General features: G+C 52.7%; 11 protein-coding genes. 8 read left to right on the top strand and 3 right to left on the bottom strand.

Features of this window, described 5'->3' with window-relative positions; translation table 11 throughout:
* Positions 1–29: 29 nt before the first annotated feature.
* Positions 30–2,885 carry a two-component system sensor histidine kinase RcsC gene (rcsC, locus tag DCX48_19650; GenBank protein QXE16533.1) on the bottom strand — a complete coding sequence of 952 codons (2,856 nt, stop codon included), beginning with the start codon at positions 2,883–2,885 and terminating at the stop codon, positions 30–32.
* A gap of 115 nt (positions 2,886–3,000) precedes the next feature.
* Positions 3,001–5,640, bottom strand: a complete 2,640-nt coding sequence (gyrA, locus tag DCX48_19645) for a DNA topoisomerase (ATP-hydrolyzing) subunit A (GenBank protein ID QXE16532.1) — start codon at positions 5,638–5,640, stop codon at positions 3,001–3,003.
* Between the two features lie 249 nt (positions 5,641–5,889).
* Here gyrA and ubiG point away from each other — a divergent pair, with 249 nt between their 5' ends.
* The 6 genes from ubiG to DCX48_19615 all read left to right on the top strand — a co-directional run bounded on the left by ubiG (position 5,890) and on the right by DCX48_19615 (position 12,383).
* On the top strand, positions 5,890–6,609 hold the full coding sequence (gene ubiG, locus DCX48_19640; protein QXE16531.1) for a bifunctional 2-polyprenyl-6-hydroxyphenol methylase/3-demethylubiquinol 3-O-methyltransferase UbiG: 720 nt from the start codon (positions 5,890–5,892) through the stop codon (positions 6,607–6,609).
* A gap of 349 nt (positions 6,610–6,958) precedes the next feature.
* Positions 6,959–9,244: a ribonucleoside-diphosphate reductase subunit alpha gene (locus tag DCX48_19635; GenBank protein ID QXE16530.1), complete on the top strand. Its 2,286-nt coding sequence runs from the start codon at positions 6,959–6,961 to the stop codon at positions 9,242–9,244.
* 111 nt (positions 9,245–9,355) lie between these two features.
* Positions 9,356–10,486 (top strand): ribonucleotide-diphosphate reductase subunit beta, encoded by a 1,131-nt coding sequence (locus DCX48_19630; GenBank protein ID QXE16529.1) that lies wholly within the window; start codon positions 9,356–9,358, stop codon positions 10,484–10,486.
* 3 nt (positions 10,487–10,489) lie between these two features.
* On the top strand, positions 10,490–10,750 hold the full coding sequence (locus DCX48_19625) for a 2Fe-2S ferredoxin-like protein (protein ID QXE16528.1): 261 nt from the start codon (positions 10,490–10,492) through the stop codon (positions 10,748–10,750).
* A 263-nt stretch (positions 10,751–11,013) separates the two neighbouring features.
* Positions 11,014–11,928 (top strand): SPFH/Band 7/PHB domain protein, encoded by a 915-nt coding sequence (locus DCX48_19620; GenBank protein QXE16527.1) that lies wholly within the window; start codon positions 11,014–11,016, stop codon positions 11,926–11,928.
* Entirely contained in the window at positions 11,928–12,383 is a 456-nt protein-coding gene (locus DCX48_19615) for an NfeD family protein (protein QXE16526.1), read from the top strand. The genes DCX48_19620 and DCX48_19615 overlap by 1 nt, the downstream gene beginning before the upstream one ends.
* Positions 12,384–12,417: 34 nt before the next feature.
* Here the strand turns inward: DCX48_19615 and cueR are convergent, their stop codons facing one another.
* Positions 12,418–12,828, bottom strand: a complete 411-nt coding sequence (gene cueR, locus DCX48_19610) for a Cu(I)-responsive transcriptional regulator (GenBank protein QXE16525.1) — start codon at positions 12,826–12,828, stop codon at positions 12,418–12,420.
* A 115-nt stretch (positions 12,829–12,943) separates the two neighbouring features.
* Between cueR and copA the strand changes: the two genes are divergently transcribed.
* Complete coding sequence (gene copA / locus DCX48_19605; GenBank protein ID QXE16524.1) at positions 12,944–15,667, top strand: copper-exporting P-type ATPase CopA; 2,724 nt, start codon at positions 12,944–12,946, stop codon at positions 15,665–15,667.
* A 155-nt stretch (positions 15,668–15,822) separates the two neighbouring features.
* Positions 15,823–16,641 carry a conjugal transfer protein TraB gene (locus tag DCX48_19600; protein ID QXE16523.1) on the top strand — a complete coding sequence of 273 codons (819 nt, stop codon included), beginning with the start codon at positions 15,823–15,825 and terminating at the stop codon, positions 16,639–16,641.
* The last annotated feature ends 68 nt before the right edge of the window (positions 16,642–16,709 follow it).

Below are 16,709 nucleotides of genomic sequence, written 5' to 3'. Positions count from 1 at the left end.
CTTCCTGCACCAGCAACCGCTGGTGCAGGTTATTCCACAGATGTTCTCGCCTGACGGACCACGTTACTGTAATACGACAGCGCCTGCTGCAACGTACCCAGCGTAACCGGTTTTGACAAACAGTTATCCATCCCTGCCCCAAGACAACGATCTCGTTCTTCCGCCAACGCATTTGCCGTCACACCGATAACCGGGAAGCGTAATCCCTGCTCACGCATACGCTGTGTGAACAAGTAGCCATCCATATTCGGCATATTGACATCCGTCAGCACGATATCAATGTGATTTTTACTCAATACATTCAACCCATCGATGCCATCATTCGCCGTCATCGCCTGATAGCCCAGAGAACCGAGCTGATCCGCCAGCAGTCGACGGTTGATCGGATGATCGTCAACCACCAGAATCATAATGTCGCCATTCTCATCCCGCACATAGTTGGTCAGCGGTAGCGAAATCTCGGCATGAGTCCTGTCCTCACTTTCTGAGCGATAGATTTTCTCCAGTAAATCAGGCAGGTGTTGAGGTGTCGATGTCCCTTGCAGCCAGTGCCCTTCGCTAACTTTCTGCGCTGATCCGTTATGCGCACCACTCATCACGATATGCGCCCGAACGGCAATGTTTTCTGTCGATGTGTAATCACTAATCATTACATCATCAAGCGATACCGTTTGATTCTGATAACGCACAGCTTGCACGCCTTGTTCCTGCAACAGCGTCAGTAGATACGTCTCCAGCCGGGCATTGCGTACCCTCAACCAGCATATTTTCCCTTGCAGGCTGGCGTTGATCGCCACTGGAGCATAGTGCGCTTTATACAACGGAATCCTGACGCCAAACAGGCTGCCAAGCCCAGGTTCTGACTCGATGGTAATGTCACCGTCCATCAGATTGACCAGCTTTTCACAAATCGCCAGCCCTAAGCCTGTGCCCTGGAAATGACGCTGCACACCACTCCCGGCCTGGAAGAACGGATCAAACAACTTCACCGCCTCGCGCGGTTGAATGCCCACGCCGGTATCGCGCACCACAAATTCCAGATAACCATCGCGGCAACCTACTTCAAAAATGATGCAGCCCGTATCCGTAAACTTGATGGCGTTGCTCAACAGGTTAGATAACACCTGCTGCAAGCGCACGGGATCGCCAAACAGGCTGACGGGAACATTAGGATCGATAAAACAGTACAGTGTCAGACGTTTTTTGACCACCAGCGGGAGATAGTTGCTGGTAATGTGACTGATGACCTCATGCGGCGCAAATTCACACGGTTCTATCTTCAACTGCTCCGACTCAATCTTGGAAAAATCGAGGATATCGCTGATGATTTTCAGCAGCAGCGAAGAAGAGTTGTTCATCGCCACGACCAGACGGTTTGCATCCTTCGGCAGCGACTTGGTTTGCAGCAGGTCGAGATTACCAATAATCCCGTAAAGCGGCGTACGCAATTCATGGCTGACGGTGGCAAGGAACATCGATTTAGACTGGCTTGCCTGCTCGGCGGCATTTGCCATTTCCTGTAGCGACTCTTCCATTTTGACGCGTGCGCTGACGTCCAGCAGAACACAAATTGCCACATTTTCATTACGATAGCGCGAATGGACAAAGCTGATTTGCAGATGATGGTTGCGACTGGTCATGACATCGACAAATTTGGACTGCTGCTCGCAAATAATGCGGGTAATTCGCAGCCTATCCTCGTGGGTAAGCAGGTTGAGATAGTTGTGCGCCAGTTCGTTACTGAGGATATTCGTGCCATCATTAATACGCAGGATGCAAATTCCTACTGGCGCCGACGCCACAATCTTGCGGTTGAATTGCTCATTCTCTTCCAGTTGGAACGCATTCACTTCCGCAGGCAATAGCATTTTCCGCTCAAACACCAGCGCCAACACAAACAGAAAAATGGCCCATAGAATATTCAGCACGAGCATGTTGATCATCAATGCACTGATATGGGAGAGCAGCACTTTCAACGGCAGCGAATACACGATGCTGAATGAAGTCGGTGGCAGCGACTTTTTCAGAATGAGTTCATCATAGCCATTCACATAGCCAAAATAGTTATGATCGGAGGGATAACTGTCTACCGAAGACGCATAGCGCTCTTTAGCATCGGAAAACTGCAAAACAACCTGATTATATTGATCCAGCAGTCTGGCATTGATTGGAAATTTACCCACGGTGACGAAATCATCCAGACGAATCGTCTGCTCAATCCCCATGATGGCTTCCAGTTTGTTATCCACATAAATCGGCGTCAGCGCATATAAATAGCCGACATCGGGGACAGACGCGGGAGCAATCCAATAGAGCGTTTCATCACGGCCGGTTTGGGTGCGGTTTTTCTTCTGATCCTGAAACCGATCCTGCACGTTTTTAAGCAAATTATCACGATCGAGTGACTGGTTACGAATGCCAAAATCAACCATACAGCGCCGATCGCCGCCGACAAAAAAGACCCGATTGAGATCGTAGACGGCTGAGAAATTATCCTGCCAGCCGTTGAAAAAATGGCTCAATGAGAGCAGCGCCGTATTCCCGCCATATTGCGTGGAACACGTTGCGCCGGGAGCAAGGGCATAAACGGAGACACCGGGGCCTCCTTCCGTTGGCGGTTCTGCCTTTTCTCTCGCCAGAATCAGACGATTTGCCGCCAGATACTGGAGTTCGCGCACAATATCCGACGCGTGCCGAATGTAACCCTGCGACTGATCAAAGCTGAGATTATATTCCTGCCGCAGCTCTGACTCTTTTTCATTCAATACTTTAGTGACATAAAAAATGGATATCAGCGCTCCCAACACCCACAACATGACTGCCAGAACCCGAAATAAATAGCGGGAAACTTTTAATGTGGTATGGAATGAGGCGAGATATTTCAAGTGGATACCGTTGAATAATGGGAGAACCCGTTTGCTGATACACTACCGAGAGTCAATAAAAAAAGCCAGCGCATCGCGCTGGCTTAATCGACTCATTCCGGTTTAAGGAAAAGGCTTATTCGTCATCTTCAGCGATATCATCATCGCCATCAATGTCGTCGATAGCATCATCGTCTTCAGCGATTTCGCCTTCAACGCTTACCACGCCATCTAGCTCTTCATCTTCTACCGGTTCAGCAACGCGTTGCAGGCCAACAACATGTTCGTCTTCCGCTGTACGAATCAGCGTCACACCCTGTGTGTTACGGCCAACGATGCTGACTTCAGATACGCGTGTACGCACCAGCGTTCCCGCATCGGTGATCATCATGATCTGGTCTGCGGTATCAACCTGAACCGCACCAACCACTTTACCGTTACGCTCGCTGACCTTGATAGAGATAACCCCTTTCGTCGCACGCGACTTAGTTGGGTACTCACTCACGGCAGTACGCTTACCGAAGCCATTTTGCGTGACGGTCAGGATATCACCCTCGCCGCGAGGGATAATCAGCGAAACGACGCGATCTTCACCTTGCAGATTGATACCACGGACGCCCGTTGCCGTACGACCCATGGAACGCACCGCCTGTTCGGAGAAGCGAACCACTTTACCTTCCGCTGAGAACAGCATCGCTTCATCGCTGCCATCGGTCAGGTCGACGCCAATCAGCTCGTCACCGTCGTTCAGGTTAACCGCGATGATCCCCGCGCTACGCGGACGGCTGAATTCCGTCAGCGCCGTTTTCTTCACTGTACCGCTCGCGGTTGCCATGAAGATGTGGCGGCCTTCTTCGTACTCACGTACCGGCAGAATCGCAGTGATACGCTCATTCGGTTCAAGCGGCAACAGGTTGACGATAGGACGACCACGTGCGCCACGGCTGGCTTCCGGTAATTGATACACCTTCATCCAGTACAGACGGCCACGGCTGGAGAAGCACAGGATCGTATCGTGAGTGTTGGCCACCAGCAGGCGATCGATAAAGTCTTCTTCTTTAATACGGGCTGCAGATTTGCCACGGCCACCACGACGTTGTGCTTCGTAGTCGCTCAGCGGCTGATACTTCACATAACCCTGGTGAGACAGCGTAACAACAACATCTTCCTGATTGATCAAGTCTTCGATGTTAATGTCAGAGGTGTTTGCCGTGATTTCTGTGCGGCGCTCGTCGCTGTACTGCGTTTTGATCGCTTCCAGCTCTTCGCGGATCACTTCCATCAGGCGCTCAGGATTATTGAGGATATAAAGCAGCTCGGCGATCTCCGCCAGCAGGTCTTTATATTCATCCAGCAGCTTTTCGTGCTCCATACCGGTCAGTTTCTGCAAACGCAGATCCAGAATCGCCTGCGCCTGCTGTTCCGTCAGGTAGTAACGACCGTCACGGATGCCGAACTCTGGCTCCAGCCACTCTGGACGCGCAGCATCATCGCCCGCACGTTCCAGCATGGTAGCAACACTGCCCAATTCCCATGCTTCTGCGATCAGTGAAGCTTTCGCTTCAGCAGGTGACGCAGCACGACGAATCAGTTCGATAATCGGATCGATGTTCGCCAGCGCAATCGCCAACCCTTCCAGAATATGGGCGCGGTCACGGGCTTTACGCAGTTCAAAAATGGTACGGCGCGTCACCACTTCACGGCGGTGGCGCACAAACGCAGCCAGAATGTCTTTCAGCGGCATGATCTTCGGTTGGCCCTGATGCAGTGCCACCATGTTGATGCCGAATGACGTCTGAAGCTGCGTCTGAGAGTACAGATTATTCAGGACCACTTCGCCCACGGCATCACGCTTAATCTCGATAACGATACGCATACCGTCTTTATCGGATTCGTCACGCAGTGCGCTAATGCCTTCAATACGTTTATCTTTGACCAGTTCGGCAATTTTCTCGATCAGGCGAGCTTTGTTCACCTGATACGGAATTTCATGCACGATAATGGTTTCACGCCCAGTTTTCGCGTCCGCTTCAACTTCGGCACGCGCACGGATGTAAATTTTGCCGCGCCCGGTACGATAGGCTTCTTCAATGCCGCGTCGGCCATTGATGATTGCCGCCGTCGGGAAATCAGGGCCTGTGATGTGCTCCATTAACCCTTCAAGGCTAATGTTCTCATCGTCGATATACGCCAGACAGCCGTTCACGACTTCTGTCAGGTTATGCGGTGGGATGTTCGTTGCCATCCCGACGGCGATACCGGAAGAACCGTTAATCAGCAGGTTGGGAACACGCGTAGGCATGACATCAGGAATCTGCTCGGTGCCGTCATAGTTCGGCACAAAATCGACCGTCTCTTTTTCGAGATCGGCCAGCAGTTCATGAGCAATTCTCGACATGCGAATTTCGGTATAACGCATGGCCGCAGCAGAGTCGCCGTCAATCGAACCGAAGTTGCCCTGACCATCAACCAGCATGTAGCGCAGTGAGAAAGGCTGCGCCATACGCACGATGGTTTCATAAACGGCAGAATCACCGTGCGGGTGGTATTTACCGATGACATCCCCGACGACACGGGCGGATTTTTTATACGGTTTGTTCCAGTCGTTACCCAGTACGCTCATTGCGTACAGTACGCGGCGGTGTACCGGTTTCAGTCCATCTCGAACATCTGGCAATGCACGTCCGACAATAACGGACATCGCATAATCCAGATACGAGCTTTTCAGCTCTTCTTCAATAGTGACCGGTGTGATTTCTCTGGCAAGGTCGCTCATGGAGCCGCTATCCCTCTATTTAGGCATCTACCCGTGTTCAGAAAAGTGAACCGTTCAGAAAGGTGAACTGTTCAAAAGGTGAAAAATTATATCACAAACCGCCGTTTCGGGGGAAACTCACTTCCGCTCTGAACAGACTGTTTTCCCAGTGAACGTTTATCCCGTAGAGAAAAGCGACACCGCTGCACGTTGCGACACGAAGGGAGTATACTCGCGGCAGTAGAAGATGACGAAAGGCAGCGATGACACATGAATGTAGAAAATCAAACTCCGAACGTTGACCATCAGGAAATTGCCAAATTTGAGGCTATCGCCTCACGCTGGTGGGATCTAGAAGGCGAATTCAAGCCATTGCACCGCATTAACCCACTGCGTCTGGGCTATATTTCACAGCGCGCAGAAGGCTTGTTCGGCAAGAAAGTGTTGGATGTCGGCTGCGGCGGCGGCATTTTGGCCGAGAGCATGGCGCGTGAAGGCGCGGACGTCACCGGGCTGGATATGGGCGCGGAGCCGTTGCAGGTCGCGCGTTTACATGCACTGGAAAGCGGCGTCACTGTCGATTACGTGCAGGAAACGGTAGAAGCACATGCACTCGCTCACCCGGGCCTTTACGATGTGGTCACCTGCATGGAAATGCTGGAGCACGTTCCCGACCCGCAATCTGTGGTGCAGGCGTGCGCTAAGTTAGTCAAACCCGGCGGGCACGTCTTTTTCTCCACGATCAACCGTAATGCCAAAGCGTGGATGATGGTCATTATCGGCGCTGAGTATGTTTTAAAGATGGTGCCGCGCGGCACACACGATATTAAGAAATTCATTCGCCCGGCTGAGCTGATGCGCTGGGTTGATGACACCGCGCTGCGCGAAAGGCATATCACTGGGCTGCACTACAATCTGCTGACAGACCATTTTAAACTTGGCCCAAACGTAGACGTGAACTACATGCTGCATACTCACCACGACAAATAGAACCCATTAAGAATGCTCTTAAAAATTGCGTGGTTTTTCACCGCGCAATTTCCCAGGGTTTACCTGGAAAACCAACAAAATGGCCGAGACTTATTTTTTTTACAGAATATTGACATCCTCTTAGCCCTTACAAAATCAGGATTTCGAGAAACCAACGCTTCCGCAACCTGAAATTAACACCAAAATCAAGCCTTGTACTCAAACGAATCCAGACTAGAATACTCACCATGTAGTAGTCATTTATCAAAAAATATCCATATCTAGTATTTATCCACAGAGTTAGTCACAGAAGAATTTCTGTGAATAAACAGGGGATATTTTTTATTTTCACCAATAGGTAAATCCCAACATGAACCAGAGCTTGCTCGTCACCAAACGCGATGGCAGTAAAGAAAAAATCAATTTGGATAAAATCCACCGCGTCATTACCTGGGCCGCAGAAGGTTTACACAATGTCTCCGTTTCTCAGGTGGAACTGCGTTCCCACATTCAGTTTTATGACAGCATCAAAACCTCTGATATCCATGAGACCATCATTAAGGCCGCAGCCGATCTGATCTCCCGTGAAAGCCCGGATTACCAGTATCTGGCCGCGCGCTTGGCTATATACCATCTTCGCAAGAAAGCCTATGGCCAGTTTGAGCCACCCGCTCTGCTAACCCACGTCACCAACATGGTGGAACTGGGCAAATACGATAAGCACCTGCTGGAAGATTATAACTCGGAAGAATTCGCCCAAATGGACGCTTTCATCGATCACTCGCGTGACATGAATTTCTCCTATGCTGCGGTTAAACAGCTGGAAGGGAAATATCTGGTACAAAACCGCGTCACTGGTGATATCTACGAAAGCGCCCAGTTCCTGTACATTTTGGTCGCCGCTTGCCTGTTCTCCGGCTACCCGCGCGAAACGCGTATGGATTACGTTAAACGTTTCTATGACGCGATCTCCACGTTCAAAATCTCTCTGCCGACGCCAATCATGGCAGGCGTGCGTACCCCGACACGTCAGTTCAGCTCCTGCGTGCTGATTGAATGCGGCGACAGCCTGGATTCCATTAACGCGACGTCCAGCGCTATCGTAAAATATGTTTCTCAACGTGCAGGTATCGGCATCAACGCCGGTCATATCCGTGCACTCGGCAGCCCGATTCGCGGCGGTGAAGCATTCCATACCGGCTGTATCCCTTTCTATAAACACTTCCAGACGGCGGTGAAATCTTGCTCTCAGGGTGGCGTACGCGGCGGTGCTGCCACGCTGTTCTATCCGCTGTGGCATTTGGAAGTGGAAAGCCTGCTGGTACTGAAAAACAACCGCGGCGTGGAAGGCAACCGCGTTCGTCACCTCGATTACGGCGTGCAACTGAATAAATTGATGTATCAGCGTTTGGTAAAAGGTGAAGAGATCACACTGTTCAGCCCCTCTGACGTACCGGGACTGTATGACGCCTTCTTCGCCGATCAGGATGAATTCGAGCGCCTGTATGTGCAATATGAACAGGATGCCAGTATCCGCAAGCAGCGGATCAAAGCCAGTGAGCTGTTCTCCCTGATGATGCAGGAACGTGCTTCAACGGGCCGTATCTATATTCAGAACGTTGATCACTGCAACACGCACAGCCCGTTCGATCCGCAGATTGCGCCAGTTCGCCAGTCCAACCTGTGTCTGGAAATCGCGTTGCCGACCAAACCGTTGAACGACGTGAATGATGAAAACGGTGAAATCGCACTGTGTACGCTGTCAGCGTTTAACCTCGGCGCGATTAATAGCCTGGACGATTTGGAAGATTTAGCAACGCTTGCTGTGCGCGCGCTCGATGCCCTGCTGGATTATCAGGATTACCCGATTAAGGCAGCAGAACGTGGTGCGATGGGCCGTCGCACGCTGGGTATTGGCGTCATCAACTTCGCCTACTATCTGGCGAAAAACGGCGTACGTTACTCCGACGGCAGCGCCAACGGCCTGACGCATAAAACGTTTGAAGCGATTCAATACTATCTGCTGAAGGCGTCGAATGTGCTGGCACGTGAACAAGGTGCCTGCACGTGGTTCAATGAAACCACCTACTCGCAGGGTATTCTGCCTATCGATACCTATAAGCGCGATCTGGATGCGATCTGTAACGAACCGCTGCATCTCGACTGGGAAACGCTGCGTAAAGACATCAAAGAATACGGTCTGCGCAACTCCACGTTGTCTGCGCTGATGCCGTCTGAAACATCGTCTCAGATATCCAACGCCACCAACGGTATTGAACCGCCGCGCGGCCACATCAGCGTCAAAGCGTCCAAAGACGGCATTCTGCGTCAAGTCGTACCGGAATACGAAACGTTGAAAGATGCTTACGAACTGCTGTGGGAAATGCCAAATAACGATGGATACCTGCAACTGGTGGGCCTGATGCAGAAATTTGTCGATCAGGCGATTTCCTCTAACACCAACTACGATCCATCACGCTTCCCGTCAGGTCGAGTACCGATGAAACAGTTGCTGAAAGATCTGGTCACGGCCTACAAATTTGGCGTTAAAACGCTGTATTACCAAAACACCCGTGACGGCGCTGAAGACGTACAAGACGACCTGCTGGCAGAACCGCAGGACGATGGCTGCGAAGGCGGCGCGTGTAAGATTTAAGCCAATAATGAAAGGCTGCAATGCAGCCTTTCATCCTTTTAGCGCGGGCGTCCTACCCGTAGCCGCACCTGGCGTAAAAAAATGCTCCCAGCATTTTTTTTGGAGAGATTCATGGCCTATACCACTTTTTCACAGAATAAAAATGACCAACTGCTCGAACCGATGTTCTTCGGCCAGTCTGTCAACGTTGCGCGTTTCGACCAGCAAAAATATGAAATTTTCGAAAAACTGATCGAAAAGCAACTGTCCTTCTTCTGGCGCCCGGAAGAAGTCGACGTGTCCCGCGATCGCATCGACTATCAGGCGCTGCCGGATCATGAAAAACACATCTTCATCAGCAACCTGAAATACCAAACGCTGCTGGATTCGATTCAGGGACGTAGCCCGAACGTGGCGCTGCTGCCGCTGATTTCTATCCCTGAGCTGGAAACCTGGGTGGAAACTTGGGCCTTCTCGGAAACCATTCACTCACGTTCCTACACGCACATCATTCGTAATATCGTGAACGATCCGTCGCTGGTGTTTGACGATATCGTGGCTAACGAAGAGATCCTGAAGCGCGCCAAAGATATCTCCGGCTACTACGACTCGCTGATTGAGATGACCAGCTACTATCATCTGCTCGGTGAAGGAACGCATCAGGTTAACGGCAAGACCGTGACCGTTAACCTGCATGCGCTGAAAAAGCAGCTGTATGTGTGCCTGATGAGCGTAAACGCGCTGGAAGCGATTCGCTTCTACGTCAGCTTCGCCTGCTCGTTTGCTTTTGCTGAACGCGAACTGATGGAAGGCAACGCTAAAATCATCAAGCTGATCGCCCGTGATGAAGCACTGCACCTGACTGGCACGCAGCACATGCTAAACCTGATGCGCTCCGGCCATGACGATCCCGAAATGGCGCAGATTGCCGAAGAGTGTCAGCAGGAGTGTTATGACCTGTTCGTGCTCGCCGCTCAGCAAGAAAAAGAGTGGGCTGAATACCTGTTCCGCGACGGCTCGATGATTGGCCTGAACAAAGATATTCTGTGCCAGTACGTGGAATACATCACTAACATCCGCATGCAGGGCGTGGGCCTCTCGCTGCCGTTCCAGACGCGCACTAACCCCATTCCGTGGATCAACGCCTGGCTGGTATCCGATAACGTACAGGTCGCACCGCAGGAAGTCGAAGTCAGCTCTTATCTGGTCGGCCAGATCGATTCAGAAATCAGCGATGACGATCTGAGCGATTTCCAACTGTAATCTATGAGCAACCCAACCATTACGCTGCGCACATCAGGTGCGCAGTTTTCCTGTTCAGGCGATGGCCCTTCCCTGCTGGATGTACTGGAATCCAACCGCGTCAGCATTGAATATCAGTGCCGCTCTGGCTATTGCGGTTCCTGCCGACTGCGTCTGGTAAAAGGCCGCGTAGCGTATCGACAAACACCGCTGGCCTGCATCCAACAAGATGAAATCCTACCCTGTTGCTGCATGCCACAAGGCGACATCGAACTCGATATTTAGCCCCGTCCCCTCACTGGCCACTCTCCCTATCGCTCTTACCGGCGGGCGTATTTCCTACCCGCTTTCATACTCAAGTGAGTTACACTGTCTAATGACACGTCTTTCGACCGATATATACCCTAAATAATTCGAGTTGCAGGCAGGCGAAGACCGAGCGAATCCTCAGGCGCTTACACCAGTAAGTGACTGGGGTGAGTAAGGGAATCCAACACACATGCAGCGTGAAGTATGACGGGGATAAAACAACCTGGAGGTTTTAGAACATGCTTACCGTCATTCCTATTTTGATCTTTGTTGCACTCATCATCGTCTGGTCAGGCATCAAGATCGTACCTCAGGGATACCAATGGACTGTGGAGCGGTTTGGTCGCTATACCAAAACGCTGATGCCAGGGCTTAATTTGGTCGTGCCGTTTATGGATCGCGTTGGTCGCAAAATCAACATGATGGAACAGGTATTAGATATCCCCTCTCAGGAAATTATCTCTCGCGATAACGCCAATGTCGCCATTGATGCCGTCTGCTTTATTCAGGTGATCGATCCCGCGCGGGCCGCCTATGAAGTTAGCAATCTGGAACAGGCTATCGTGAACCTCACCATGACCAACTTCCGTACCGTGCTGGGCTCTATGGAGCTGGACGAAATGCTGTCTCAGCGCGATAGCATCAACACGCGCCTGCTGCACATTGTTGATGAAGCCACCAACCCGTGGGGCGTGAAAATCACCCGCATCGAGATTCGTGACGTACGCCCGCCAGCTGAACTGATTGCAGCCATGAATGCGCAGATGAAAGCAGAGCGTAACAAGCGTGCCGATATTCTCGAAGCCGAAGGGATTCGTCAGGCCGCGATTCTGAAAGCCGAAGGGGAAAAACAGTCACAGATTCTGAAAGCCGAAGGTCAGCGGCAATCCGCGTTCCTGGAAGCTGAAGCGCGTGAGCGTGCGGCAGAAGCCGAAGCACAGGCGACCAAAATGGTATCCGAAGCCATCGCAGCGGGCAACATTCAGGCGATTAACTACTTTGTCGCACAGAAATATACCGACGCCTTGCAGCAGATCGGCTCCTCCAATAACAGCAAAGTGATCATGATGCCGCTGGAGGCCAGCAACCTGATGGGCGCTATTGGCGGGATCACGGAACTGATTAAAGACAGCAAAGACAGCCGAGGTCAATAATGGGCATTGAACTGGTGATGGAAAATGCACACTGGTTCTGGCTATCGCTCGGCGGTCTGCTGTTGGCCGCCGAAATGCTGGGTGGCAGTGGCTATTTGCTGTGGAGCGGCTTATCGGCGGTATTGGTTGGGCTGTTAACGTGGATCATGCCGCTAGGTTGGCCATGGCAGGGAACGATTTTCGCCATCCTGACGATCGTCACGGCGCTGCTCTGGTGGTATTGGCTGCGTAAACGAACGCTGTCGCGTCCACCGTCGACGCTCAACCAACGCGGACAACAGCTGGTTGGCCTGCGTGCCACCGTGTCAGAATCGGTGACTAACGGCTTTGGCCGGGTAAACATCGGTGACAGCAGTTGGCGCGTGAAATCAGAGCAGGATCTGCCTGCTGGCACGCATGTTGAAGTGATTGCCGTTGACGGCATCACGCTGCATGTGCGCTCAATTGAGCGCTAACATAACGCACTATTTGGGGGAGCCCGTCTCCCCTTTATGACGCTTTTCCCTTTTGACAACAGCCTGCCAGATTATTGATTATCGGGCACTCCGAACCACCATCTCCCGGACACTGTTCGGCCAGCGCCAGCAACTGTTCACGCATCGTTTTCAACTCTTCGATATGCATCTCGATTTCCTGCACTTTCTGCAAGGTTCGCGCTTTGACATCCGAGCTTCTCCGCAGCGGATCGTTAAATAACGTAACCAATTCGCGGCATTCATCCAGATTAAAACCAACCTGACGCGCCTGACGCAGCAGCGTTAGCTCCTCGACGTGATGATCATCGTAGCTGCGGTAACCATTTTCAGAACGCAGCGGCGTAGTCAGAAGTTCTTTCTCTTCATAGAAGCGAATGGTTTTACTGCTGAGGCCGGTTTTTTTCGCAACATCACTGATATTCATGATTTCCCCTTGACCCTCCCCTTGCTAGAAGGTTTACCTTACTCAATAACTAGTAGAAATCAGATGGCCGGTCAACGTCTTTCACCTCCGGCTGTGATCACGGGAGAAAATTATTATGTCTCAAACTATCGTGTTGTCGTTGCAGGGACTGACCTGCGGGCACTGTGTTCAACGCGTTAAAAAAGCACTGGACGCGCTACCCGCTGTCGAACAAACCGACGTCACCCAACAGTACGCCAGAGTCAGCGGCGACGTTGATTCCCAAACGTTGATCGACACTATCGAGCAGGCAGGCTACGACGCACAGCTGGCTACCACGCCGGATGTGTCACTCCAACTTTCTGGCCTGAGCTGCAACCACTGTGTCGCCGCTACGCGTAAAGTGCTGGAAGCCATTCCCGGCGTCGTGGCGACGGATGTCACTAAAGAACAGGCTGCCGTGTATGGCAACGTTGAGGCCACCACACTGATTAGTGCTATTGAAGACGCGGGCTATCACGCCACCGTGCAGGAGAGCGTTCACCCAAAAACTGAGCCGCTGGCACAGGTAGCGACGACGCCGGAAGCGCTGCCAGCGGCCGAGAGTATTCTTCCGGCAACCACAAGACACACCACCAACGCTGACGACAGCGTGCAGCTCCTGCTTCAGGGGATGAGCTGCGCCAGTTGCGTGAACCGTGTACAGACGGCGTTACAAAACGTCAGCGGCGTCACGCAGGCGCGCGTGAATCTGGCTGAGCGCAGCGCATTAGTGAGCGGTCACGCCGAGCCGGAAGCGCTGATTGCCGCCGTTGAGCAAGCGGGCTATGGCGCAGAAATTATTCAGGACGAAGAAGCACGCCGCGCGCGTCAGCAGCAAACGGCTCAGCAGGCCATTCGCCGTTTTCAATGGCAGGCGGCGCTAGGTTTACTGCTGGGTGTACCGCTGATGCTGTGGGGTGTTTTGGGCGGCAGCATGAGTCTGACGCCGGAGAACCAAACTCCGTGGCTCGTCATCGGTATTCTGACGCTGGCGGTGATGGTATTAGCAGGCAGTCATTTTTACCGTAACGCCTGGCGCAGCCTGAAAAACGGTGCGGCGACCATGGATACGCTAGTCGCGCTGGGAACGGGTGCGGCATGGCTTTACTCTATTACCGTTAACCTGTGGCCGGATCTTTTTCCGATGGCAGCGCGTCATCTTTACTATGAAGCTAGCGCGATGATCATCGGTTTAATCAATCTGGGTCATGCATTGGAACAGCGTGCTCGCCAACGCTCTTCACGCGCTTTAGAGCGGCTGCTGGATTTAACGCCCCCAACCGCCCGCATCGTGACACCGGAAGGTGAGAAATCTATTCCACTGTCCGAAGTCCAGTCCGGCATGACGTTACGCCTGACAACTGGCGATCGTATTCCCGTCGATGGCGAGATTTTGCAAGGCGAAGTGTGGGTGGATGAAGCCATGCTGACTGGTGAGCCGATCCCACAATCCAAAACATCCGGCGATACGGTTCACGCAGGCACATTGGTTTCCGACGGCAGCGTTCTCTTCCGTGCGGACGCGATCGGCAACCAAACCACCCTGTCGCGTATTATCCGACTGGTCAGGCAGGCGCAGAGCAGCAAACCCGCTATCGGGCAGCTAGCGGATCGTATTTCTGCCGTATTCGTTCCCGTTGTCGTTGCCATCGCGCTTCTCAGCGGCGCGATCTGGTTCTTCGTGGGGCCACAGCCGCAGATAGTCTATACGCTCATTATCGTCACAACCGTTCTGATCATTGCTTGCCCTTGTGCTCTTGGACTGGCAACACCGATGTCGATTATTTCCGGCGTCGGACGGGCTGCTGAGTTTGGCGTACTAGTGCGAGATGCCGATGCGTTACAGCAGGCCAGCAAGTTGGATGTACTGGTGTTTGACAAGACCGGTACGCTAACCGAGGGACAACCGCGCGTCGTGGCAATTCATACGTTCGGCAGCGTAACAGAAGAGCAGGCGCTGGCATGGGCAGCCTCGCTGGAACAGGGGTCTAATCACCCGCTGGCGAAGGCAATTCTTGAACGCGCGGAAAATCTTACGCTAACGCAAGTCGAGCAGTTCCGCACACTACGCGGCCTCGGCGTCAGCGGTAAGATCGGGGAGACCGACCTGCTGCTGGGAAATCCGCCGCTGCTCCAACAGTATCAGGTCGATACCACCGAAGGTGAAACGCTGATCAACGAACAGGCTCAGCGCGGTATCACGCCGGTGTTGCTTGCGGCGAATGGCCACATCATCGCGGTGTTCTCTATCCACGATCCGCTGCGAGCGGATAGCGTCAGCGCCTTGCAGCGTCTGCATCAGCAGGGCTATCAGTTAGTTATGCTCACGGGGGATAACCCGCTAACGGCGAAGAGCATCGCTAAAGAAGCGGGTATCTATCAGGTGATCGCCGGGGTACTGCCAGACGGTAAAGCGGAGGCCATCAAAAAGCTACAGGCTCAAGGCAAACGCGTGGCAATGATTGGCGATGGTATCAACGATGCCCCCGCACTGGCGCAGGCCGATGTCGGCATTGCGATGGGCGGCGGCAGCGATATCGCGATTGAAACGGCCGCCATCACGCTGATGCGCCACAGCCTGCACGGCGTCGCCGATGCACTAGAACTCTCCAATGCCACGCTGCGCAACATGAAGCAGAACCTGCTGGGTGCGTTTATCTATAACTCGCTAGGCATTCCGATTGCAGCGGGCGTGCTCTATCCGCTGACCGGAACGCTGCTCAGCCCAGTAGTTGCCGGTGCCGCCATGGCGCTCTCCTCCATCACCGTGGTCAGTAACGCTAACCGCTTGCTGCGTTTTAAACCTAAAAGTCAGTAATGTCAGTGCGCCATCTTCATTGCGAATGATGGCGCACGCTTTCTTTCGCATAATCGTCTTACCACCCCACCACATTCGCGCCACCCGCGGTATACCTTGTATTGTTCTGCATCTAGCGTTTAGCATAGCTATTCCCACATCAGGAGACGGAATCAATGGGGCAACTGCTGCGTAGAATCGCGACTTTTCTTGGTTTTATTTCACCACTGGCTTATGCCTACCCGGCGATAGATGTTCAGCTTGGCAATGAACGACAACTGCATCTGGTTGGCAGTATCCATATGGGTAGCCTGGATATGGCACCGCTGCCCGATACGCTGCTGCAACAGCTCCAGCAGGCGACTGCACTCATTGTAGAAGCCGACATCTCTGATTCTCACTCTCCCTTCGGACACAGTGATACCGAGCCACCGCTCGTGCAGCGCCTCAGCCCGGAGAACTACCGCCAGTTGCAAAAAATCTGCGCATCGCTCTCTTTCGATGAGAGCACTATCAATACGCTTCCAGGCTGGCAGGCCGCGCTGATGCTGCAAGCGAGACAGGCACAGCTGCTGGGCTTACGCCCCGACTACGGCATTGATTATCAGTTGATTAATGCCGCGAAATCCCACGGAATTCAGATTATCGAACTGGAAGGACAGCAGACGCAGGTTGACCTGTTACAACAGTTGCCTCAGGGCGGTCTGCTCTTGCTGGAAGACACCATTAAGCACTGGCACACCAACGCGCGTTTGCTGCAAACGATGGTGGGCTGGTGGCTAGACAACAAGCCCGGCACCTATAAACCGGATATCCCCGCAACGTTCAGCAATGAAATGACTGACCTGCTGATGGGTCAGCGTAACCGTCGTTGGCAGCAGCAGCTTCAGGCGCTGCCGCCCGGAAACTACGTTGTAGCCGTCGGTGCGCTGCATCTGTATGGCGATGAGAATTTACCTACGCTGCTCAACGACGGTCATTCAGCAAAACAGTGAAAGAACACACTATGGCGCACCTGTGCGTCCGCAAGATAAGACCCAAAAAGGGTTTAAGGATAGTGAAG

This window comes from Pectobacterium atrosepticum (assembly GCA_019056595.1).
GTDB classification, from domain to species: domain Bacteria; phylum Pseudomonadota; class Gammaproteobacteria; order Enterobacterales; family Enterobacteriaceae; genus Pectobacterium; species Pectobacterium atrosepticum.
The sequence above is the reverse complement of the archived record's forward strand: the minus strand, read 5'-3'. Positions and strand labels throughout refer to the sequence as shown.

Excerpts from the sequence above, each read along its gene's own strand:
- DCX48_19630 (QXE16529.1), top strand. The coding sequence starts at position 9,356 with ATGGCCTATACCACTTTTTCACAGAATAAAAATGACCAACTGCTCGAA.
- cueR (QXE16525.1), bottom strand. The coding sequence starts at position 12,828 with ATGAATATCAGTGATGTTGCGAAAAAAACCGGCCTCAGCAGTAAAACC.
- gyrA (QXE16532.1), bottom strand. The coding sequence starts at position 5,640 with ATGAGCGACCTTGCCAGAGAAATCACACCGGTCACTATTGAAGAAGAG.
- DCX48_19600 (QXE16523.1), top strand. The coding sequence starts at position 15,823 with ATGGGGCAACTGCTGCGTAGAATCGCGACTTTTCTTGGTTTTATTTCA.
- DCX48_19615 (QXE16526.1), top strand. The coding sequence starts at position 11,928 with ATGGGCATTGAACTGGTGATGGAAAATGCACACTGGTTCTGGCTATCG.
- copA (QXE16524.1), top strand. The coding sequence starts at position 12,944 with ATGTCTCAAACTATCGTGTTGTCGTTGCAGGGACTGACCTGCGGGCAC.
- ubiG (QXE16531.1), top strand. The coding sequence starts at position 5,890 with ATGAATGTAGAAAATCAAACTCCGAACGTTGACCATCAGGAAATTGCC.
- DCX48_19620 (QXE16527.1), top strand. The coding sequence starts at position 11,014 with ATGCTTACCGTCATTCCTATTTTGATCTTTGTTGCACTCATCATCGTC.
- DCX48_19625 (QXE16528.1), top strand. The coding sequence starts at position 10,490 with ATGAGCAACCCAACCATTACGCTGCGCACATCAGGTGCGCAGTTTTCC.
- DCX48_19635 (QXE16530.1), top strand. The coding sequence starts at position 6,959 with ATGAACCAGAGCTTGCTCGTCACCAAACGCGATGGCAGTAAAGAAAAA.